The 23,752-nt window shown below is 43.3% G+C and carries 12 protein-coding genes; all 12 read left to right on the top strand.

Annotation, left to right across the window (positions count from 1 at the left end; translation table 11 throughout):
- The first annotated feature begins 166 nt into the window (after positions 1-166).
- The 12 genes from BMW94_RS23620 (at position 167) to BMW94_RS23565 (ending at position 23,593) form a co-directional block, all read left to right on the top strand.
- On the top strand, positions 167-2,188 hold the full coding sequence (locus BMW94_RS23620) for a DUF5693 family protein (RefSeq protein ID WP_091001296.1): 2,022 nt from the start codon (positions 167-169) through the stop codon (positions 2,186-2,188).
- Positions 2,164-3,318: a polysaccharide pyruvyl transferase CsaB gene (gene csaB / locus BMW94_RS23615; RefSeq protein ID WP_091001295.1), complete on the top strand. Its 1,155-nt coding sequence runs from the start codon at positions 2,164-2,166 to the stop codon at positions 3,316-3,318. The genes BMW94_RS23620 and csaB overlap by 25 nt, the downstream gene beginning before the upstream one ends.
- Before the next feature lie 6 nt (positions 3,319-3,324).
- Positions 3,325-4,083, top strand: coding sequence for a WecB/TagA/CpsF family glycosyltransferase (locus BMW94_RS23610; RefSeq protein ID WP_091001294.1), 759 nt, complete (start codon positions 3,325-3,327; stop codon positions 4,081-4,083).
- Between the two features lie 372 nt (positions 4,084-4,455).
- On the top strand, positions 4,456-5,583 hold the full coding sequence (locus BMW94_RS23605) for a glycosyltransferase family 4 protein (protein WP_091001293.1): 1,128 nt from the start codon (positions 4,456-4,458) through the stop codon (positions 5,581-5,583).
- Positions 5,584-5,744: 161 nt separating this feature from the next.
- Positions 5,745-9,635 (top strand): S-layer homology domain-containing protein, encoded by a 3,891-nt coding sequence (locus BMW94_RS23600; RefSeq protein ID WP_063567740.1) that lies wholly within the window; start codon positions 5,745-5,747, stop codon positions 9,633-9,635.
- Positions 9,636-9,842: 207 nt separating this feature from the next.
- Positions 9,843-10,184 (top strand): hypothetical protein, encoded by a 342-nt coding sequence (locus BMW94_RS23595; protein WP_091001292.1) that lies wholly within the window; start codon positions 9,843-9,845, stop codon positions 10,182-10,184.
- A 517-nt stretch (positions 10,185-10,701) separates the two neighbouring features.
- On the top strand, positions 10,702-14,304 hold the full coding sequence (locus BMW94_RS23590) for an Ig-like domain-containing protein (protein ID WP_091001291.1): 3,603 nt from the start codon (positions 10,702-10,704) through the stop codon (positions 14,302-14,304).
- Between the two features lie 134 nt (positions 14,305-14,438).
- Positions 14,439-17,045, top strand: a complete 2,607-nt coding sequence (locus BMW94_RS23585) for a hypothetical protein (RefSeq protein WP_091001290.1) — start codon at positions 14,439-14,441, stop codon at positions 17,043-17,045.
- Positions 17,046-17,192: 147 nt separating this feature from the next.
- On the top strand, positions 17,193-17,786 hold the full coding sequence (locus BMW94_RS23580; protein ID WP_091001289.1) for a hypothetical protein: 594 nt from the start codon (positions 17,193-17,195) through the stop codon (positions 17,784-17,786).
- A 148-nt stretch (positions 17,787-17,934) separates the two neighbouring features.
- Complete coding sequence (locus BMW94_RS23575) at positions 17,935-18,207, top strand: alpha/beta-type small acid-soluble spore protein (protein ID WP_053782866.1); 273 nt, start codon at positions 17,935-17,937, stop codon at positions 18,205-18,207.
- A 257-nt stretch (positions 18,208-18,464) separates the two neighbouring features.
- Positions 18,465-19,667: a methionine adenosyltransferase gene (metK, locus tag BMW94_RS23570; protein ID WP_063567744.1), complete on the top strand. Its 1,203-nt coding sequence runs from the start codon at positions 18,465-18,467 to the stop codon at positions 19,665-19,667.
- 29 nt (positions 19,668-19,696) lie between these two features.
- Complete coding sequence (locus BMW94_RS23565; protein ID WP_139209407.1) at positions 19,697-23,593, top strand: Ig-like domain-containing protein; 3,897 nt, start codon at positions 19,697-19,699, stop codon at positions 23,591-23,593.
- Positions 23,594-23,752: the final 159 nt, after the last annotated feature.

Raw genomic sequence — 23,752 nt, 5'->3', positions numbered from 1 at the left:
AGGTAAAAAGGTAAAAGGTAAAAGTCTACGTCTATTTTGGATGAATTGCGGATAGATGCACGTTTGTTGACACAAGCTGTTTGTATCCGGTATTTATTCACTATTTTGCAATGAAAATCATGAGCTGAACGTGCATTTGGTTCCAACACTTGAGGAGGTACATGTAGTGCGTCAAAAATGGCTTTATTGGAATACCGCTTCACGGAAGTGGCTGTGGATTGTTGTCATTATCGGTTTGATTGCTTCCATCCCTGTCATCAGTGATCGGGTGCAGACGGAATCTTCCGCCAAAAAGGTGGAGCTTGTCTTCAATTATCGGGGGCTATTGGATATCTCGGCTTATCAGGCCCATCCGCAAGACTTTATGAATGAACAACTGACTCGGTTGAAAGACGCCGGAGTGACAACCATGGCGGTGTTCGAAAGTACACTGGATGAGTTGAAGAAGTCCCGCCGTCTGATGGTATATAACGGGCAGGATCTTGCGAACATGACCCAAAATGTCATTCCTGCTAACGATAATTACACGTATGTTCTATTCACAAATGAGGAAAATGCACAAACGTATACCCCTATCATTGAACAAACGTTCGCCGATCGGGAGATTCCTGTGCTTCCATGGGAATATGAAGGTCGTAGCGGCTTAATATTGCAGACTCCACCGGAGAATGCCAACATGCAGCCTTTGCAACCAGATCCGGTTGCCGTGAAGATGCTGCGTGATAAAGGATTTTACATTTTGCCACGGATTTCAGACAGTGTGCCTTATAATCAGGAATCCATGGAACGCCTGCTTACCTTCTTCGAAGAAAATGGGGTAAAGCGCATCTTGTTTGATGGTGATGCTGTGAAAGGGTACAATGATAATGCAGAGATGAAGAGTATCGATATGTTTGCCCAGTTGCTGAACAAGCACCATATTGGACTGGCGGCTATTGAGAATTTGAAGAAACCACAATCCGGTTTTGAGACTCTCTCCTATAAAATTGACTACAATGTAACTCGTCTGTACTCCTTAAGTGATGGGGATGCCAATCTGGATGTAGACACCATTGCTGACCGTTTTGTTTTGGCTACCAAAGACCGCAACATTCGTATGATCTATATGAATGCTTCGCCAAGTCGGAATACGGCCAAAGCCATGATCACCAATCCAATTGATAATCTGATCAATAGTTTGGGTGAGCCAGGTCATGCGATTGAACGTATGGGTAAACACGGCTTCGAACTCGGACAAGCTGAAGCGTTCACGGTTAAGGATTCTTCCATTCAGCGTTATGCTAAGCTGGTTGCCTTGATTGGTGCAATCGCAATGATTACGCTTATGGTTTCATATTTTGTACCACTGCTGACATTGCTTGTATTTGCACTGGCTCTGGTGGGTAGTGCCGGGTTATTCTTGCTCAAACCGACGTTGCTGGAGCAAGGAATTGCATTACTGGTAGCCATTAGTGCGCCAACCATTGCGATGGTGCTGGCGGTTCGTACAGTGAACTATCAGCAGCAGCGGCAGCCAGACGCGCCTGCGGGTCGTCGACTGGCACAAACATTATTCTTATATGTAAGAACATCGATTCTGTCGTTCCTGGCGGTGCCTTTTGTCATCGCATTGCTGAACAGCATTACGTACAGTCTGGTTATCAACCAGTTCCGAGGCGTTAGCCTGTTGCACTTTGCACCTATGGCGCTGGTAGCAATTTATATTGTGTTTTACCGGGGTTCGGGTTCGTTCTCCATTAAGCAAGTCAAAGAACTGTTGCGTACACCAATCACTGTAGTTATGGTTATATTGGCACTTGTTGCTGCCGTTGTTGGGTATTACTATTTGAGCCGTACAGGCAACTCGGGTTCGGTTACGCCTTTCGAGATGTTCCTGCGTGTTGTGTTGGAAGACACATTTGGCGTACGGCCAAGATTCAAAGAATTTATGCTGGGACACCCGCTGTTTATCGTTGGCGTGTTCGCCGCTTTAAAATATCGTAAAGTCATCTTTGTGCTCATTATTGCAGCAATTGGACAATTGTCCATGGTGGATACGTTCGCGCATATCCATACGCCAGCTGTATTGTCACTCATTCGTGGAGTGATGGGATTGGGACTTGGCTTAATCTTCGGTATCGTTGCTGTGGGTGTGTGGCAAGTAGCGGAAGGATGTTGGAAAAAATGGTCACCACTTCTCAAAAGTTAGTCATCTCAGGATATTACGGATTCCACAACAGTGGAGACGAAGCGGTACTAAAGTCAATTTTGACTGCGCTGGAAGAGGAGAGTCACAGATCGAATGTCACGATTGAGCCGATTGTGCTCTCCGGTGATCCGGAGTGGACCACTTCAATGTATGGTGTACGTTCAGTACATCGGATGAAGTTGAAGGAAGTTCGCGAAGCGATCAAGGAAAGTGATGGTTTAATAAGTGGAGGAGGAAGTCTGCTGCAGGATGCAACTGGACTGAAATCTATCCCTTACTACCTGGGCGTCATCAAACTGGCCCAATGGTTGAAAAAACCAACATTTATTTATGCGCAGGGCATTGGACCTGTAAATCACAAAATTTTCAATCCGATGATTCGTTCGGTCTTCAAAGCCTGTAATTATGTATCTGTGCGTGATGAACAATCTGCTGAATATTTGCGCGGGCTCGGATTGCAGTGGAATCAGATTCATGTGGTTCCTGACCCGGTGATGGGTCTGCCGTTGCCTGAAGCCAAAGCGGAAGAAGTAAGTTCAATCGCGGTTAATGCTCAAGGAGCAAGCGTTCATACCAAACTCCCGGTGATCGGCGTATCCGTACGTTTCTGGGAGTCGGATCGTAAAGAGCTTACAGCCATTGCTGCTGGACTTAAGAAGCTTTGCTCCAAAAAGGCCGTTCACTTGCGCTTTATGCCGTTTCACTTACCGATTGATGAACAGGCTTCAAGGTTTGTCATGGAAATGCTCGGTGATCTGGGGAACAAAGGTAGCGAGGTCAGCATTACCAAGGATCTCACTGATCCCCAACTGATGCTTCAGGAAGTCAGCAATTGTGATGTCGTTATCGGCATGCGTCTGCACAGTCTGATCTATGCAGCTTCACAGTATGTTCCTCCTGTTGGTATCTCGTATGATCCGAAGATTGATCAGTTCATGCTGCGTCTTGATAGTGAAACCGTGGGCAGTACGGATGCGCTGGATGGGGATAAACTGGCGAAGACAGTGGCTAACCTGTTGGATCAGCGTTCACAGTGGCTGAAGGAACATGAAGAAGGCATTACCGAATTGAAGCAGGAAGCCAAAGTGCCTGCTCAGCAAATTATTAAATATTTAGGCCGCAAAGGGTGAAATAAGATGAATCAGACCGGACCAATACCTACCGTTTCAATCTATGGTATTCCTTTTTCCAAACTAACGATGAATGAAACGGTGGAGGTTCTACGCCAAGCAGTGCTTACAAAGCAGCCGCACCAAGTCATTACAGCCAATCCCATCATGGTCATGGCCGCGCTGGAGAATCCAGCGATGATGAAGGTTATGCAATCTGCAGAAATGATTGTTCCCGATGGAACAGGTGTTGTATGGGCTGCCAATTATTGTGGGGAGCCTGTGGCAGAGCGGGTGCCTGGATTTGAGCTTTTACATGAATTGCTGCGTGTTGGAGAAAACTATCGGTGGGGCGTGTATCTGCTCGGTTCCACACCTGAGGTGATTCAAGAAACGGCAGTTCGGTTACAAGAGCAATATCCGGCGATTCGAATTGTAGGTTATCGTGACGGTTATTTTGGTCCGGCTGAGGACGAGCAGGTTGTCGCTTCCATCCGTGAAGCTGCACCTGATCTGCTGTTTGTTGCACGTGGGGCAGACACGCAGGAACCGTGGATTCACAAGTACAAAGATGCGCTTCAAGTTCCCGTTACCATGGGGGTTGGAGGCAGCTTTGATGTGATTTCGGGCAAAACCAAACGTGCACCTAAAGTGTTCCAAAAGTTAAGACTGGAATGGTTTTATCGTCTACTTCGCGAACCTAGTCGGGCTGGCCGAATGCTTGCGCTTCCGAAATTCGCTGTCAAAGTGATGCGGGACAAAGAAAACGTGACTAAAGTCCGTTAAAATTAGGCTATTACGCGTAAAATGCACGTTTTTGCTAAAAATTGAGGTTGGCATTTCACCTGTGATCAGCGTATAATTCATTCCGGATTACATGTGTGCCACTCAAATAAAAACGTTTAGTTGCACATGGCCACTCCGATGTCAGAATAACCTTTTGATCGCTGTTATCCCTGGATTTCTTTTATCAACCTTTCTAAGGTTGAAATCTCGTGATAAAGGCGAACGCTTCGCTTCTACAGGTTATTTCTGCCCTCTCCGTTCTGGTGCAAATGGTATTTTTATTAAAAGTGACGAACAATAATTTATATATAAAAAGAGATCAGGGGATTTATAATTTCTTACAGGTATTATAATTGGGGGTCGAATGTTCAAATGGTAGCGATCTTTATCATTGGATTTATCGTGTCAATGGGACTGGCTCTTGCCCTGACACCACTTGTCAAAAAGTTCGCAGTCAGAATTGGAGCAATGGATACGCCGAATGCTCGTAAAGTGCATACTCGAATTATGCCGCGTCTTGGTGGTCTAGGGATTTTCCTGGCCTTTATCATTACGGTTGCTGCACTGCTTCCTTTTGTGTCAGCATGGTTTACGACAAGAGACATGAGCTTTGTCAGTGCTTTTCTGATTGGTGGATCGATCATCGTACTGATTGGTGCGTTGGATGACCGTTTTGAACTGTCAGCCAAAGTGAAGCTGCTCGGACAAATTGTTGCTGCTGCTGTAGTCGTATTCGGATTTAACATCCGTGTAGACTTCGTTAATATTCCTTTTCAGGATTCCTATTCTTCATTGGAAGCTTGGGTGTCCATTCCGCTGACCATTCTCTGGATTGTTGGTGTAACAAATGCGATTAACCTGATTGACGGTCTGGATGGTCTGGCTGCTGGTGTATCCGGTATTGCCATTGGTACAATTGCCGTGATGTCCTTCCTGATGGGTAATATGATGATTGCATTGATGTGTCTTGTACTGCTTGGTAGTATTGTGGGATTCTTGTTCTTCAACTTCCACCCAGCCAAGATCTTCATGGGGGATACGGGATCACTATTCCTTGGTTTCTCTCTAGCAATGCTGTCCATGCTTGGTTTCAAACAAATTGCTGTCGTGTCCTTCATTACACCGCTGATCATTATCGGTGTGCCGCTCTCGGATACCTTCTTCGCGATCATTCGTCGTGCGGTACAACGGAAACCGATTTTCTCACCGGATAAAGGTCACTTGCATCACTGCTTGCGTGAACTTGGATTCAGTCACCGTCAGACAGTGCTGATCATTTACGGTATTGCCGCATTCTTCGGTGTACTGGCGATTATCCAATCTTCCGCTGCGATGTTCGAAGCCAACTGGGTAACGTTCGTCGTGATCTGTATCATGATGTTCTTCCTCCAGGTGGGAGCAGAAGTCATCGGACTGGTAAGTAAAACCAGAAGGCCGGTCATTAACTTCCTGATGCGTATGCGCGTCAAGTTGAACCCGGAGACCCGTTCAAAATCCTAAATAGAAACGCTCGTTTACTGATCTTATTGAATATTCTTTCAGACCCAAACCTTGTCCCTTGTGGACAAGGTTTTTTGTTTATTTTGCTGTTTTTACTAAATAATTGGAACCTTTCGGCCGATAAAAAAGTTAACTGACTTAAATAGAGGAGAGATGATTGCATGCAGCGTACGAAGAAGCCGATGATTTGGCTGATGATGGTGGCACTGGTTGTATCTCTAATACCAGCAGGCCTTGCACCAGTCGCGTCGGCGGCAGGACAGACGAGTTATTTTACTCCAGATAATGCTGGGAACGTCCAATTGAAAAATACAGTAGGTCTCAAAATGAGTGGAACTGGCTTGGATGTGCTATCACGTTCAACTGCTTTTGTTGTAACTAACAGTGAACAGGCGGTAACGGGTACGTTCACTAACGTAACAGGCTCTACATTGGGTGCCAACGTTCAACTGATGAATCTAAAGGATGGCACTTGGGTTCCAGACAGCACGCGAGTAGCACCAGCGGTTGTAACGGTTGATCCAGATCGGCCAGACAATCGTTTTAAAGCAACACTTACATTGTTTCCCGGAATGAACAAAGTAACGTTTACCGGTTCCCAGGGACCAAGCGAACGTTCTGAAAGCTTCTATATCTTGTATGACTCTGTACCATACATTGAAAAGCTGCAAGTTTTGGGTGGAGCCGATAATCTTGATCTAAATGAAGGATCACAGGTTGTTGTAGATACGGGTGATGTGACTATTCAAGGTGTAGCCCACAACTCCTCTAAAGTAACAGTAAGTTTGAATAATGGTGAGGCATTACCAACAGCATTGTCTCAACAAGATGGCACATTTTTCTCGCCAATGCTTCGATTGAAGGCAGGCAAGAATGATCTAATCATCACAATTGAAAGCGGCGTAGACAAAAATAAATACACTTATTCTCTTCTCTACTATGATGAGGAAAATCCATTCTCTCAACTGGATTTGAATGAGGGTTCGGATGGACTATCGCAGAGTATGCTCTCGGAAAGGCCTACTTATGGAGGTGACCCTTTACAAGCCAGTGTAACTGTTCAATTACTTTTGCCGGATGATAAAACAACTGCTGTTCCTGAAATCTCGGTGGATGGCGCATTGAGTGGCATTGTTCCAAAAATTGAACCCATTCCTAGTGTGGGAATCAACACGCCTTCATATGCTCTGATTTCGTTTAAAATACCATCATTGAAGTTTACAGAATCAGGAACTGCCCCTAATACTACGATCGATCGCTTGCAAAATCATTCGTTGAGTGTGAAGTATGGAAAAAACACAGCAAGTGTAAATATGAATTTTCAATATCTAGAGAATGAAACGGTTATTACGAATTTAAAATATCTTAAGGACTATAGCGGCTCTGGTGATGCACCAGAAGGGGTGCCTCTTTCGGGTTCAAGTGTCACTTCTGCGGATTTCTATATCCTCGTAGAAACCAGCAGAAATCCTAATGGAAGTGTGTTGACAGCCGAATATCTTCCAAGAAGCACAAGCTCGATTGAGCTCTCACCACCGATACAAGTATCACCAACTAAATACATCTATCAAATCAAAGGCTTCAAAAACGGAAATCAAACCGTTCAGTTCAAGTTTGCTGGATCAACATCAAGTCGTAATGCGACGATCTCGTTTGCATCCAAAAACTACATCTTCGTGAGCAACCTGACGGATGGTCAGACGTATGACATGAACTCCAAAAAAACAGATAAATTATTGGTTGAAGGTAAGTACGTTGACTTTGCAACATTAGATAGCAAGTACTTTGTAGCAGAGATTTTCGCAAATGGTGTAAAAGTGTATTCGACACATCCTGCAGCAAACACGACTCAAAAACAGTTGACTTTGGGCGCGGATGGAAGCTTTAAAGACGTTCAAATTGACATTGACGGGGATAATGGACCTTTATTCTTTGGGGAAAACCGCATCGTATTAACGGGTACAGGAACTGGAGAGAAAGGCCAGCTGAATGAAGTAACCAAAGAATTGCGCATATACATTAATGATAATAATGTATCGACAATCAACAATTTCCAGCCGGCACCAAGTAAAAATCGCTCCACATTCCTTGATCCGTATAATCCGGATGATCAATGGGTGAAAAACCTGTTTAACCTGTCCACGGATTTCACATTTGCCGACAAGAAATACACGACCAGCCTTAAAAATTTCGACTTGGCAATACGTGGTGCAGGGGCTATTCGAATGAGCCTGAGTATGGGGACTCAAACTATTTTTGACGTGAATATACCAGAAGGATCGGCAGGTAATACAACTTGGGCAGATCCAATAATTTCTCCGGAGTATGCCCTGAACAATGGTAACGTTATTGTGGATCGTGCCGGAAATCAAAAGGACTTTGTTGTACGGTTAAGAGATCTGAAAGCTGAGACGCCAGGGACATACATCTACACACTGGACCTTTACAACAAAACTGGAGCAAAGACAAGTCAAAAAGTAGAAGTGGTCAGAGAAGCTGCAGGTTATCGTATTATAGCTCCGCAACCTACTTCAGGTAGTCAGATTGTTGTCAACAAAAACTTTGTTCATTTTGATATTGAGGCAGAGGGAGCAACGTCCGTTATTATTGATAAAGAGACAGCTAAAAAGCTTCAAGGAACAGAAACGGACCGTTTTGCTCTTGATTATGTTGGACTCAAATCCGATAAAGTGAACAAAATTAAACTAACAATTGATCGTAATGGTGTGAAAACAACGAATACAATTGAAGTGTACTATACTAGTGCTACCGGAGTGGATTCACAGTATATGGCTCCTAAAGTAGCCACTAAGTACTCTGCCTTCAATAAACAGCTTGAGCTAAGCTTCCCCAAAGGGACGGTAATGGAAAGTTTAGACACCAGTGGAATCGCAAAGTTCTATCCTAATAACAAACTGTTGTTTGGTATTGCAGATCCGAATACTGGTATTGTGGAACGTCGTAACGATTACGGAAGTATTGTTGGTTTCAAAACAGAAGAAGGAGATCCCAATCCATTAAGCGTACCGGATGATTATTACAGAAGGTTCTCGGCAATCACGGGAGATTCTGTGAACTTTAGTCCGATTTCAGACATTTACTGGATTAGTGGAGGTTTAGGGGAGTCGGGCACAAGAGGCACTGACAACTACAAAGAACCAACAAATGGGATAGGTCCATACACTATAGATTCATTGTATGGTAACCCATTAACACCAACTGAGCGCAAAATCAAACCATCTCAACGTGGTACATTGACATTGACTTACGATTCTAACGTGGTAGATGACGCGGGCTCCACAATCTCGGTATTCTACTACTCTTCAAGTAGAGAATGGAAACGTATTGGTGGAGAAGTGGATTCCAAGAAGCATACAGTAACCGTTCCGTTCGATAATTTCGGGTACTATAAGGTCATGAAGCTTAGAAGAAGTTACAACGATATCACGAACCACGGTTGGGCCAGAAATATTCTTAATGCATTATACGCCAAAGGATTTATGGCACCATTGCGTTTTGAACAATTTGGAACAGATGATCGGACCTCCAGAGGAGAGTTTGCCACACTTTTGGTAAAAGGATTGAATCTTCCGATTACTTCTGATAGCAGAAGAACATTTACAGATGTGGCGCCTGGAACAAGTTCATATACTTGGGATTATGACAGTATTGAGACAGCTGCCAGAGCAGGTATCATTACAGGATTGACCGATGGTGTGTTTGGGCCGGATCGTCCTCTCACACGTGAACAGGCAGCGGTCATGATAGCGAGAGCACTTGAGCTCAAATTAGCTGCAAATGACAACAAGCTCCAAAGTGCATTGGCCAAGTCTTTCATCGACTCGGGCAGCATGGAGAACTACGCGGGTCCTGCTGTACAAGCCGTTACCAAAGCGAAGATCATGGAAGGATCTCCTGTAACAGTTACCGGCCAAAGCAAACCACAGTATGCATTTAACCCGAAAGGAAACCTGACTCGTGCAGAAGCAGGTAAGATCGCGGTTGAATTGCTCAAGAAGAGTACCAAAGTATTTCCTAAAAACTTGAGTTAATTTATGTGATAGCATGGATGCATTTTAGGAAGGACCTGTCCCTTGCGCTAAAGGGGCAGGTCCTTTTTATGAGTGTTATATAACTGATAAAGAACACTTTTATAATAGAAGAAATAAGTTTTTTACCAATAACTATTTTTGTAATTTGCTAGAGTTTAAGATACAATAACGGTAAATACACAATGATCTAGAGGGTGAAGTTAGCTAATGAAACCGATTTATTCGAGAGCCCAGCTGGGCTACATGAAGGCAAAGACACAGTTCGAGAAGCAGGCAGTCATTCTGGAGAAAAAGTTGGAAGATACACGTAAGACGGAGGAGATCTCTCAGGAAGTGATGGAAGGGCTTGTACAGACTACTGGCTTCCATGATGCGTATAACAATCTGGTTCTGGCTGAGAATGAACTGATTGAATGGTCTCACACGACGATGAAGCATGAGAAAACGTATCGTGAGAACAGACAACCAATCGATGATATGTATCTGAGATTGAACAGTGATCCGCAGATGCGAGCTCAAATTATCGACCTTGCGATGAAAATTCGCTAACCTATATAACCAGAATAGTACGAAAGCATCCCATTCAGGGATGCTTTTTATTTTTTTTTTTTGTGGATTTTGTCGCTTCATAGTGTGAAACTCTGGGTATAAATAAACGTTGGCAACATAGAAGAAGCACCTTTTATATTGGAAAGAACACAGTCGTATCAATGTTTTATATGGGTTTTGAATGGCTATCTTACCCGCACTGTACCTATACATAAATAAATTCAAAACTTTTTTTGTGGAATCCGCAACTTTTTGAAATCTGCTGCGTTTAAGATGTAGAGTCAAAAACATTGGGCCTGTTACCAAGAATGACCTCGTGAAGAATCTTGTCTATTTTTTAGAAAAAATTGCTTTACGACTCGGAAGACCCATTGTATAATACGAAGGTAGGATTAGGAAACTACTCTATTTTCGTATGGTTCTGCTTTACAACCTAGTTTACAAGTTTCTGTGATATGCTCACAGACATCATTTATATTAACTTGCTCACAACTCTGGAAAGGGGGTGCAACAATATATGAGGAATACGAGCGACCCTATTAAAGAAAATTCAAATGTTATGAACACCCAAGGAGGAGAAAAAAAGGTTATGAAGAAAATTTTATCCGTAGCATTGTCTACAGCAATGGCATTCTCGATGTTTGCATCTGTAGCATTCGGTGACACAGCAGTTTCACCACAACAACAGTTTGATGCATTGAAAGCAAAAGGTATCTTCTCTGGTTACCCAGATGGTACTGCAGGTTTGGATAAAGACATGACTCGCGCTGAGTTCGCTAAAGTCATCACTAAATTGCTGGGTCTGAAAGAGATCACTGGAACTCTTTCTTACACTGACAAAAACTACACAGCTAAAAACTGGGCTGTACCTTACATCGAAGCAGTAACTGCTGCGGGTATCATGGAAGGTAAAAACGTTGAGAAGAAAATCTTCGACTTCAACGGTAAAGTAACTGTTTCCGAGATGGCTACCATCTTGACTCGTGCACTTGACCTGGAAATCCCAGCTGAAACTAACAACAATGCAGCTGATTGGGCTAAAGGTTATGTTCAAGCAGCAATCAACGCTGGTTTGATCGATTCTAAAGCTAACTTCGGTGCTAACGCTTCCCGTGAATTGCTTGTAGGCGCTGCTTACGCAATTGACCAAGCGCAAAGCTTGAAAGTTACTAAATACGAAGTAAGTGAAGGCGGTAAAGTCGTTACTTTCACAATCAGTGACGGCGAAACTGTAAAAGTTACTTTGGATAAAGCTCTTGAAGCTAACAAAGAAACTGAAGTGAAATTTACTTACAAAGATAAATCTTTCACTGAAAAAGTTACTTATGTTGTAGAAGCTGCAACTAAAGTACAATCTGCTACTTCCACTAACCTGAAAGAAGTAGAAGTTGCTTTTGACGGTAAAGTAGACAAAGCTACTGCAACTGATAAAGCTAACTACAGTGTAGATGGTGGTTCTAAAATTGTTAAATCTGTAACTTTGTTGGCTGATGGTAAAACAGCTCGCGTGTTGTTGAATGAGTCCAGCAGATTTGTTCAAGGAACAACTTACAAAGTTGTTGTTAAAAACGTGAAATCTTCTACAGGTACTGTAGTACCACAAGGTGAAGTTTCCTTCACATCTGCAGATAATGTTCTGCCTACAGTAACAGAAGTTAAAGCGCTGGGAACTAAAGTTATCAAAGTAACTTTCTCTGAGCCAATCAAAGCACCAGCAAGCAGCAACTTCCAATTGGATGACAAAGCTTATGTTGGTAACGTTACTCTGGGTGCTAACGATAGAGAAGTGATCCTGCGTGATTACACAGGAACAATCTCCGAAGGTGCTCATAAATTGACAACTTCTATGATTGAAGATTATGCTGGGTTGAAATCTTTGGCTTCTACTACTGATTTCACAGTTGCGGTTGATAACGAAGGTCCTAAAGTGACTGAAATTACTGCTACTTTGGAAAAAGTAACTGTTACCTTCGATGAAGAAATCGATCCACAAACAGTTAACAGCGAAAGTTTCTACTGGTTGTCCGGAACTACTAAAAAAGTAGGTAAAGCAACTCAAATTTCTGGTAACGTGTATGAAGTTGATTTCACTGAAAACCGTCTGCCAGGATACGAAACTACACTTTATGTTGATGTTAAAGACTATTCCGGTAACGCTAATGCTACAAAAGAGCATAAAGTTACTGCAAGTGTAGACCTGATTCAACCTAAGTTGATTGATGCTTCATACGGCACAGAAGTTGCGAACCGTTTAACTGTACGTTTTGATAAAGCAGTTACTGCTGATGATATCAAATACTACACAGTTAAAAAAGGTAGTGACGATATTGCTGTAAGAAATGTAACTGTTGCATCTGGTTCGGATAGCAAAGTTTTCAATATTGAATTCTATTCTAATCTCGATAGTGGAACTTATAACCTTAAAGTTTCTGGTGTTCAGGACAAAACTGCTCTGAAAAACACTATGACACCTTATGAAGGTACATTTGTAGCTAGTGATAGCGCTGCCCCGGCATTAAAAGCTGCAAATATCGATGTTAACGAATCTGGCGTTAATAAGCGCGTAGCTCTGACATTCGATAAAGCAATTGATCTATCTACACTTGGCAACAAAGCTAACTATTACATTGGATTCAAGAAAAATGGAACAGGCCAATTGCAAGAAATTGCGTTGCCAGCTGAAGTTTCATTGAACGTAAACAATGGTGGTAAAACTGTTGTTCTGGTATTCCCAGAAACTATTCAAGGTTCTGAAGTGGCATTCCCAGAAACAGTTGAATATGTAAGTGTAGTAGGTTTGAAATCTACAACAGGTCAAGCTACAGGCTACATCAATACTAAAACGGTATTGAACAATGCTGGTCTGAATGCTACTCCATTCAACACTGCAACTGGAACTCAAAAAGATTCCAGAACAGTTGAGGTAGCTTTCAATCTTCCAGTAGTAAATGCTACAGCATCTGACTTTGCAGTAGCTGGAACAACAGTATCTTCTGTTTCCATTAGCGACAACAAAGTGACATTGAAAACAACTTCTGACATCAATGCAAATAGTGCTGTAACTATCAACTCTAACAATGCATTGCAAACTTATGCTGGTAATAAATACACTGGTCCTCTGAGTGTTGCAACTACTGGTCAAGTTAGCCCTAAAATTGATGAGAGTGCATTGACTGACAACACTATTAAATTGGTTGGTAACAAATTTGAAATTCCATTTACAACCAATCTTGATGCAAGTGTGCAAAGTGAACTTGGTGCACAATTGCGTATTGTAAGAGCGGATGCTACTAGTGATCGTTTGTCTGCTATCAACGATTACACAACAACTGTAGATGGTAATAAAATTGTTGTTACTGTTAGCAAGGCTAATCCGAACGGATATGCATACTTGGTAAATGTAACTGAGGATGCAACATTGATCCGTAACAGCGTAGATCCATCTAAATTTGCTGCTAAGTCTTCTGTTTACAGAACAACTGAAAGTACTACTCCTGTAAGTCCAGGTGTAACTACAACTCCAGTTAGCCAAGTAGCAGCTGGTACAGCCGGAAATGCTGGTACTCAAGAAGTTCAAACTTTAACAATTGCTACAGCTCCAAATGCTATTGGTAACTTGACTATCGGCGGAGCAACTGTAGCGGTAGATCCAGCAGTAGAAACTACGCCAGATGCTGTTGCTGCTAAAATTAAAAACACAACAATTGCTGGATATACTTCCACAGTTGCTGGAAATGTTGTAACGTTCACAGCTACTACTGTTGGTAATAAAGCTGACATTGTTGCTACTTATGCTGCTACAGGTGTTACAGGTACTGTTGATGAAGTTACAGCAGGTACAGATGCTTCTGCAGGTACTAAACAAGTTGTAAAAGTTACTGCTTCTGCAGCAACTGCGGCTGGAACAATTAAAGTGAATTTCAAAGACGATGCTGCTTCTGCAGGAACTACAGTAAACGTGTCTGTAGCTAATGGAGACACTGCAAGCGTGGTTGCTGCGAAAATCGCTTCTGCTTTCAGTAACTTGAACGGTTATGACGTAACTAATAATGGTGCAGATGTGATCTTCACTGCTGATACAGCAGCTGCAAGCAAAACAATCACTGTTACTACTAACTAATCATTATTTTTTCGAAAAAAGCTTGCCCTATAGGGCAAGCTTTTTTCGTTTTAAAAACCAACAACATCGTAACTTTCTCTCCCTCTCAAACGTTTATACTATATAGCAACAAGCAACTTATGGGAGGTTTGGAAGTGGATCATAAAAAGGTCATGATGACTTTAATGGCAAGTATGTTGTTGATCAGTTCAAGTGGAGGTATCGCAGCAGCTGCGAATACGTCGACGAGTTCAAATAAAACATCGAAGAAAGAACAAACATCCACAGTTACAAAAGTAGTACATACATTGGCCAACGTTCCAGCAGTGAAAGTCACTGCGCGGAGTACCGTGAAATTAACGGATGTGAATCTCTTGTCTCAAGACGATGGGAACACGGTAACATATACACTGACCTATAAAAACAATGACAGCACACCAATGATGATGCTCGATTATTGGAGCAAAGTGAAGACCAAAGGCGGGACGATTTTCTCTCCGAAACTGATCGCCAAGGATCAGGAGAAAAAGACGGTATCGCCTGGTTCTACGGTTGATCTCACATACGTCATGAAGGTTGGACGTGAGGTTAAGCTGAGTGATCTGAACTTCCTCATTGTGAAATGGGATTTCAGTAAACCTAACTATGAAAGCACTTTGGGTAAATTTAACGTTCCAGCTTCATATAGCATTACCACACCTGTAGGCAAGACCAAAACGGTTCGTTTGAGTGATTCAGCGGTCAAAGTTAAGGTGTCCGGAATCAAAGTATATCCAGGTGAAGATAAGAAGCAATACGTCAAAGTTGGCGTGAACCTCAATAACATTAGCTATAAACTTCTGGATAATCCGAATATCAAATGGATTTTGCGTACACCGAATGGCACGAATTATCCATTAACGCCGGACAAAGACAGTACAGGTATCAGCATTCAGGCGCAGGCCAATAAAACATTGAGCTTAATGGCCTCTTTACCCACAGCGTTGAAACTCGAAAAGTCCGAATTGCTGCTTGTGGAAGAACAAGGCGAAGAGAAGACAGCCCTTCCTGTGGCCGCTTTGCAACTGCCAGAAGCTAGTCAATCTAATGTAGATACAGCAGTAAACCAACCGAATATCATTTCTATTGATGGCCAACCTGTATCCACACTTCTTGAATCTGCACGTGTTCGTGGAGAAAATGAAGAATACGATCTAACGATGCAATGGGTTATTAAGAACCAAGGGAAGAAAGAAGTAAAGATTCCTAAATACGCATTAGAGATCCGTACAGCAGATGGTACATCTTATCCGATTGAGACTAAGGCATTGGATGATCTGAAGTTGAAGCCAGGTGCAACCAAGACGATTAAGCTGATCACTACCATTCAAGGTGAAGGGGATACCAGCAAAATTAAACTGTATGCCATGACTCCGATAACGAAAGAAGAAAGTAAGGAAGGAAACACGAATGCTAGTAGCTTTGAGTTCTCCTATCCTGTGGGAATCTATGCTATTCCAGAGTCGGTAACTAGTGGAGATGGGCTTACTACTGAAACGGTGATCAAGAACAGCAAAGGCACATTCGGAGTGTCTGTCGGCTCTCTCCAACGCCTGCCATGGACAGACAGTGATATTATTGCTGCCAAGGTGACCATTCGTAACGCATCGGCCAAAACGGTTCAATTACCTGAACTGGAAGCGATGTTCACTATCGATTCCGCACGGATTGATGGAGATACGAAGCTGATTCGTGCGCAAGGTGGTAAGTTGCTCGGCCCAGGTATGACAACAGAAGCTTATCTCTTGACCAAAATCCCATCGGAATTGAACATGAGCCGTCTGGAAGTAACTTTGCTAGAGAAGGTAAGCGAAGAAGAAACGAATGATTGGATTACCCTCAGTACGTCAGGCTTAATTCAACCACTTTCTTATGTAGGTGCAGGGAAGACCTTTACTCAAGGTACTGCAGAAAAAGAAACCGAGCTGGGTGTACGCAGAACCTATGTATATCCGGGATCTTCGTCCGATATTGTCTATACTGAATTCGAAATGACGAACAAATCATTGCGTCAGAGCGGTCTTGCGAAATTAGTAGGATACTATAAAACAGCAGATGGCCAGTATTACAAGGCAACGGCTAAACAAGCTGATCGTGTACCAGGACCGGGTCAGAAGAGTGTTGTGACCTTCTGGGCCAAAGTACCGAAGAGTGTAACGTCAACATCCGATATGCGACTGATCGTGGGTGAAGGTGTGGCTGACAACAAATTTGTATCCGGCGAAGGTGAAGCAACGGCGTATGTTAATGCCATGTCATTTGAGGTGCAGCCAAAATCCTTACCTGTCCTGTCGTCTCTGAATGATATCGACTTGTATCCGTACAAATTCTCTGGCAGCAATATCAGAGCGTATCTCACAGGTGGTACAGCGGTACAGATTGAGATGATTTACTCGTTAACCCAGGAAGAGGCCGTGGACAGCGGTGAATACGGACATAAATTGATTCTTTCTCTCACAGATGGATCTGGTAAAGTGTTCGATAAAGAGCTCACGCCGGGTACTGATCTGAAAACGGGTATTAATCAGACACTCAACTGGAGCATCGATGACACGGTCTTTGATAAAATACGCGGAGGTTCATATCGTGTAGCTTTGTATGATGTGTTTGAGGGGCAACGGATTCGCCTTGCAGAGCAAGGATACAGCTACGATGTGTCCAAACTGCCAAAAGAAGAACCAGAGTTTCCGGAAGAGGGTTCCGGCAACAACAATACAAAATAATAAGTAGATAGATTATCTATACTTCTATAGCGGAATACAGACAAAACCTCGTTCCCGAGAAATCGGGAGCGAGGTTTTGCTTGTCCCCACAACATTTTTTCTCTATAGTTAAAGTTAATAGATTTCCAGAGGAGGAAAATAAATCACATGAAACCTTATATGAAAGTATCCCTGGCTGCGCTGGCAATTGGTGTTGGCGTATGGGTTGGCTCAGTATACAGCAATACGGCAATAGGTGCAGGCACAATTCAACCAGGAACAGCAGATGATCCTGTAGTCACCAAAAGTTATGTAGATCAACAAATTCAGCAGGCGCTGGGGGGCAAGATCTCCACAGGTAGCGGTAATACCGGTAGTGGTGCAGAGAGTAATGCAGGCAATGGTAGCAATACCGGCTCAACTGGAACTGGAAACTCAAGTAATTCAGGTGGCGATACCACGCTTCCTCCATTAGTATCCGGTGCTTCGGATGCACTTGAGATCGTTATGGTGAAACCAGGTCAACAGTTGATCGGTGCAACTGGTGCGGAGTTCATCGTACGTAGCGGTAAGGCTGTGATCGTCAGTGAAGGTACAAATGGTGTAGCCGATCTGACGGACGGGGTGGACCTGACGAATGGTCAGGAAGCACCGACCAATCACCTACTTTCTTTTCCAAAGGATGGTCGAGGCATTACAGTTCTTGAGGGTAACAAATATAGTCTGACCGTTATGGTTCGCGGTGGATATTCTTTGAAGTAGTTTGAGCATTGTAACCTGAAATTATTCAACATTACGTAATAAGGATTGCTGAGATTACCCAGTTCTAACAAACATTAATACGGCTAGCCAGCCCTGTTCCTGCTCACTCTATAACTGTACACAACCAATAACCGGAGGTGCAGGAATCATGGCTAGAAGCAACCGCAAAGTGGTACCCGAAAGTCGTCAGATGCTGGATCAGATGAAGTATGAAATTGCCGCTGAGTTTGGTCTGAATGTGGGATATGGCGGTAGAGGTCTTGCTGGTGCAGATACCGAATTTGGTTCTGAACTGGGTGAGGTAAGTGATCACTCCTATGGCCAGTACAAAGGCTGGGGCCATCTGACTTCCCGTGAGAATGGATCGGTTGGTGGAGAGATTACAAAAAGGCTGATTCGCCAGGCACAGCAGCACTTATAGGGTGTTTTCCTTATCCCAATCTGTTTGACACGTCTTGACAAATACGTTAAGATGGCAGTTGAGGTACGCAACCTTTTCCGCTAGGGAAAGGTTGATTTTTTGTTGAGGCCATTACCTGAAAAATCCTTATCTTCGTAACTGCGGACCCTGCGTCCTTATTCCGCCCGGAAAGCTTTCGAGGGTACAGTGAACGAATCAACGTAAATGTTTTGTTCGGGCAATCGCCATACTACTCGTTATGGGAGGTTGAAACTTCAATGTCTATTAAAGGCCGACATCTATTCACATCGGAGTCTGTAACTGAAGGACATCCGGATAAAATTTGCGACCAGATCTCGGACGCCGTGTTGGACGCGTTCCTGGCGAATGATCCAAACGCTCGTGTAGCGTGCGAAGTTTCCGTAGCAACAGGACTTGTGCTTGTCATCGGTGAGATCAGCTCCGCGTCTGAATATGTGGACATTCCGTCCATCGTTCGTAATACGATTAAGGAAATCGGGTACACTCGTGCCAAGTTCGGTTTCGATTATAATACTTGTGCAGTCCTGACTTCTCTGAACGAGCAGTCTGCTGACATCGCACAAGGCGTTAACGCAGCTCTGGAGAACCGTGACCCGGAACAAATGGCTCGCGAGACAGAGAATATTGGTGCCGGTGACCAAGGCCTGATGTTTGGTTTTGCAACCAACGAAACACCTGAACTCATGCCTTTGCCAATCGCATTGTCCCACCGTATCGCTCGCCGTTTGGCTGAAGTGCGTAAAAACGGTACATTGGAATATCTCCGTCCAGATGGTAAAACTCAAGTAACGATTGAATACGACGGTGACAAACCGGTACGTGTTGATACAATCGTTGTGTCTACTCAGCATGCTGAAGAGACTCTACTTGCGCAGATCCAAAAAGACATCAAAGAACACGTAATTCTGCCTGTCGTTCCAGCTGAATTGCTGGATGAGCAGACTAAATATTTCATCAACCCAACAGGACGTTTCGTTATTGGCGGACCTCAAGGAGATGCAGGCCTGACTGGACGTAAAATCATCGTAGATACCTACGGCGGTTATGCACGTCACGGCGGTGGCGCGTTCTCCGGTAAAGATCCAACAAAAGTAGACCGTTCCGCAGCTTATGCAGCTCGTTATGTTGCGAAAAACCTTATTGCTGCAGGTCTTGCTGACAAAGTGGAAATCCAGCTCGCTTACGCGATTGGGGTAGCCAACCCGGTATCGATCAACGTGGATACATACGGAACAGGCAAAGTCAGCGAAGAGAAATTGGTTGAGCTTGTGCGTAACAACTTCGATCTTCGTCCGGCTGGCATCATCCGTATGCTGGATCTGCGTCGCCCAATTTACAGACAAACGGCTGCTTACGGTCACTTCGGTCGTACAGACCTCGATGTACCTTGGGAACAAGTGGACAAAGCAGACGTTTTGAAAGAGCAAGCAGGTCTGTAAGTTAACGATAAAGTCATCAATAGAAGCCCTTGGTTCCGATATGGAATCAGGGGCTTTTTACTTTAGATATTCGTATTTTCTTTAGCTTAGGAAAAGAAAATAAATTTACATATTATAACTATTCACTAATCAAATATTTCCTTTTAACCGAAATACATAAAGAGGTCTATACATTGTTCAGACAGATGAATATGGACGAGGAGGAACGAAAGGTGAGCATAAAAGGATTGATCCGTAAGGGGATCATCGGGTTATTAATTGCGTTGTTGATCACGCAAGGTTGGTATAGTGGTTTTGATTGGAAAGAAAGTAAAGTGTATGCTGATGATTTGACAAGTTTAGGAATTGAGTCTTCCGTACCAGCATTAGGAGCAAGCAATGCTGATAGTACATCACCATTTATTCTTGTTTTTAAGAAGCCGGTTAAAAAAGTTGTAGGAACGCAAGAGAACATATCCATATACAGATTGCCGGAGGAACGGCTTGTAGCTGAGGTTCCTGTGAGTTCTGGGGTGAACCTCATTCCTGACTCGCCAGGAACTCCAGATGTAGGAAAAACAATTACTTTCCAGCTACCTGAATCTCTTAAAGGTGGGTATTACGCAATTAGAATTGGTGGTAAATCTTTTGAATTTGAAGCTAATGAACCCTTTAATGGATTGAATCAGGAGGCATGGTCATTCAGTACCAAGGGAGTAGGGGCGACAACGGCGGTTTCCTTTTCACCAGCTAACGGTGCAGTATCCGTAGCACGAGACTCAAATTTACGGGTGACTTATAGCAATCCTATTGAGGCTGGTGTGGGAGAAATTGAAATTTTCGAAGATGGTGTGCTGTTTGAGAAATATGATATGACATTAACGCAACCTCGTGTTGTGATTAGTGGGAATACACTTACGATTGATCCTATAAGAAGTTTTTCCAATAATGCTACATACTCAGTTGGTATATCTCAAGGGGCTTTGAGAGATAAGGCGGGGAACGATGTTGCTGGAACAGGACTTAATGGATGGAACTTTAAAGTGTTTCAATCTGATCCTACTTCCTTAACAGTATCTTCCCTTTCACCGACTAATGGAGCAAGTGAGGTGGCGCTGACAGGAGAGTTGATAGTTACGTTTAACAAAGAACTGGATCCTCGTTATCCGGGATCAGTGTCGCTGAGAAATGCCAGTGGTGCAGTAATTGCAACAACAACAGCAGTGAACAGTTCGAATAATCGACAGTTACGAATCATTCCGCTAAATAGTCTAGCGAGTAATACCAGCTATATCGTGGACATTCCAGGAGGGGTATTACAGGACAAATCAGGAAATATATACATGGGGCTGAACGGAGCGTCGTCTTGGACATTCAGAACATTAACGCTGGATCGAACGGCTCCGGTTCTAAAGACATCTAAAATGTACAGTAATACTATTATTCGTCTCACTTATGATAAATTGCTCTCTAGTATAGATCCTTATACTTCAAGCTTCACGGTTACCGTTAACGGGGAGTCACGAAGTGTGAGCACGTCTTATGTGTCTGGGGATAGCGTCTATGTTGTACTAGATACAGGCGTAGCTGTAGGGCAAGTGGTACGAATTGCTTACTCTCCTGGATCATCAACGCGCAAGATTCAGGATTTATCTCTGAATTCCGCCGCTGCTTTCTCGGCCAGAGATGTGGAGAACAGTCTTGAATCGATTATGTCCAAACCAAGAGAAGGTAGTGCCTATAATAATACGATTAATCTCTATTATCCGGAGACCGTATATATTAATTCTAGTGAAACATTTAAACAATTCAGTGTGACTGCAGATGGGTCAGCAGTGGGTGTAAGTAGTATGTCGACTAACAACAGCTCTCTTGTTACTCTGAACTTGAGTCGTTCGATCACGAATGGTGAAGTCGTCCGTGTATCCTATCAGCCGGGTGAATGGTCTGTGAAGGATAGCCGCGGTCAGGCTCTTGCGGGTTTTAGCGGCTTTTACGTTCGTAATAGCATCGATACCAAGAATCCTGAATTCCAGAGTGCAGAGGTTAGCGGCAATAAATTGTGGATTCGTTATAACGAGCCGCTAAGTCGATCGAACAAGCCACTGAAAAGTCAGTATTCCGTACTGGTAGACGGCAAAGCCTTGTTTGTAAACGATTCGGAAATCGAGGATGATATTGTCACACTTACACTCGCTTCAGCGGTGACGAGCACACAGACCGTTACGCTGTCTTACGTTCCGGGGGCGAGCCGTCTAACGGACCTGAACGGTAACCCTGCTGGATACTTGGATTTAATCCCCGTGAAGTATACATACGGAAACGGAACGATCTTGTCGGGTGTACTTCAAGGAGACACAATACTTATCAACTTCCGTCATGCTTTAAAGACAGAGTCGGTATTAACACCTTCTCAGTTCAATGTTCAGATCGGTGGCAACACAGTATCCGTTAACTCAGCATCTGTATCCGGCTCAGTCGTTACCTTGAAATTACCAAGCTCGGTAACTGCGGGCCAGACGGGTACAGTTAGCTATGCCCCAGGTTTAGTTTCGCTTAGAGATGCTCTTAATTCTGAAGTAGGGGCATTCGGCCCACTGACGTTGCAGCAAAGTGTAAGCTCTACTCCTACTACCACTCCACTGGAGGGAAAACCTTCCTGGATCACCGAATGGAGTGCTGCTGAATCCGGATTTGGGCAAGCGATGTTTGTAATGAATAATGATACGGCTTCTGTAGAAACCTCAACTTCACGCAATAATCGTTCTACGCGGCAGTTTACCATAGATGAGACGAAGCTTGCCCAAGCATTCGAGTATGCTTATTCAAGCGGGAAATTAAATCAACCCGTAATGTTTGAAGTACCAGAAAGTGAGGCGACTGCTTCTGTTGGCATCCCGTTTCATACACTCTCTCGGATGGCTGCAAACTATCGGTCGGGTTCAATTGGAATTAAGTATAGTGACAGTGTGTGGATCGTTCCCTTTTCCAAACTAGATGTTGTGTCTATGGGACAAAGTGCAGGTATAACGACTGCTCCTGGTACTGCTATATTATACGTACAGTTGGAGGCTCTTCCTATTTTTTCCTTAGGAACGCTGGAGTACATGCTGTCAAGTTTCAACGCTCAACGTTTGGCTAATGTAACAGAAGTCCATATTGATCTTTACAATGGTAATACCGGACAAAATGTAGAACAGAACATCAAAGGCCAGTTTTGGATGCAACTCCCTGGAAACACGTCAACAACCTTATCTAGTATGACTGCTGTTGATCCAGTTACACAGACTTTATCCTATGTACCAACAACATTCAGAAACACGACAGCTGGAATAATTGCTAAAGGGCAATTAAATGGCAATCAGATTGTAGTGCCTGTAACTCATTTGGTTAGTTTCCCGGATGCAAAGCCCTGGGCGCGTGATGCTATTACAGAGTTGGCATCAAAATGGATCATTAGTGCCGACAATCTTACTGCTTACAAGCCAGATAAGAAAATTACGAGAGCAGAATTTGCGGAATTGATTGCTAAAGGGCTGGGTCTGAAAGGGAATCGTGAAGCTGCGCAACGTTTCCGTGATCTTAATGGGAATAGTACAACGATTGCTTATGTTGGAGCTGCGGCAGAAGCCGGAATTATTAAGGGGGTTGAGGACAATAAGTTCAAACCCAATAGCTTAATAACCCGAGAACAGATGGCAATTATGATGATTAGGGGGATGGAATATGCTGGGCAATCAGCGACTCTTCAATCATCAGCTAAAGACACCTTATCTAAATTCAAGGATAACAAAAGTATAAAATCCAAAGATTCTGTTGCTAAAGCAGTACAGACAGGAATTATTCAAGGGGTGACTAAAACGGAATTTCAGCCCTTGGAAAACGCAACAAGAGCGCAGGCAGCAGTCATGCTAAAGCGCATGCTTAACAAAATAGGATATCTATAAAATAAAAAAAAATATTATGACTCAAAAAGAAGCATATCAGATTAAAACTAGCTGATATGCTTCTTTTTTATGAGATAGTTCTTGGGCATTTGTAAGGAACATGAAATTTAACTACGAAATTAGAATTCAGAAAAAAATTCAAAACATAAGCTTGAAATC

It is taken from the genome of Paenibacillus sp. OK003, from assembly GCF_900109515.1.
In the GTDB taxonomy this organism is placed as follows: Bacteria; Bacillota; Bacilli; order Paenibacillales; family Paenibacillaceae; genus Paenibacillus; species Paenibacillus marchantiae.
This window is presented reverse-complemented; position numbering and strand designations above follow the sequence as displayed.

What these genes read in the sequence shown, in the direction of transcription:
- csaB (WP_091001295.1), top strand. Translation starts at nt 2,164, where the DNA reads ATGGTCACCACTTCTCAAAAGTTAGTCATCTCAGGATATTACGGATTC.
- BMW94_RS23610 (WP_091001294.1), top strand. Translation starts at nt 3,325, where the DNA reads ATGAATCAGACCGGACCAATACCTACCGTTTCAATCTATGGTATTCCT.
- BMW94_RS23605 (WP_091001293.1), top strand. Translation starts at nt 4,456, where the DNA reads ATGGTAGCGATCTTTATCATTGGATTTATCGTGTCAATGGGACTGGCT.
- BMW94_RS23600 (WP_063567740.1), top strand. Translation starts at nt 5,745, where the DNA reads ATGCAGCGTACGAAGAAGCCGATGATTTGGCTGATGATGGTGGCACTG.
- BMW94_RS23595 (WP_091001292.1), top strand. Translation starts at nt 9,843, where the DNA reads ATGAAACCGATTTATTCGAGAGCCCAGCTGGGCTACATGAAGGCAAAG.
- BMW94_RS23590 (WP_091001291.1), top strand. Translation starts at nt 10,702, where the DNA reads ATGAGGAATACGAGCGACCCTATTAAAGAAAATTCAAATGTTATGAAC.
- BMW94_RS23580 (WP_091001289.1), top strand. Translation starts at nt 17,193, where the DNA reads ATGAAACCTTATATGAAAGTATCCCTGGCTGCGCTGGCAATTGGTGTT.
- BMW94_RS23575 (WP_053782866.1), top strand. Translation starts at nt 17,935, where the DNA reads ATGGCTAGAAGCAACCGCAAAGTGGTACCCGAAAGTCGTCAGATGCTG.
- metK (WP_063567744.1), top strand. Translation starts at nt 18,465, where the DNA reads ATGTCTATTAAAGGCCGACATCTATTCACATCGGAGTCTGTAACTGAA.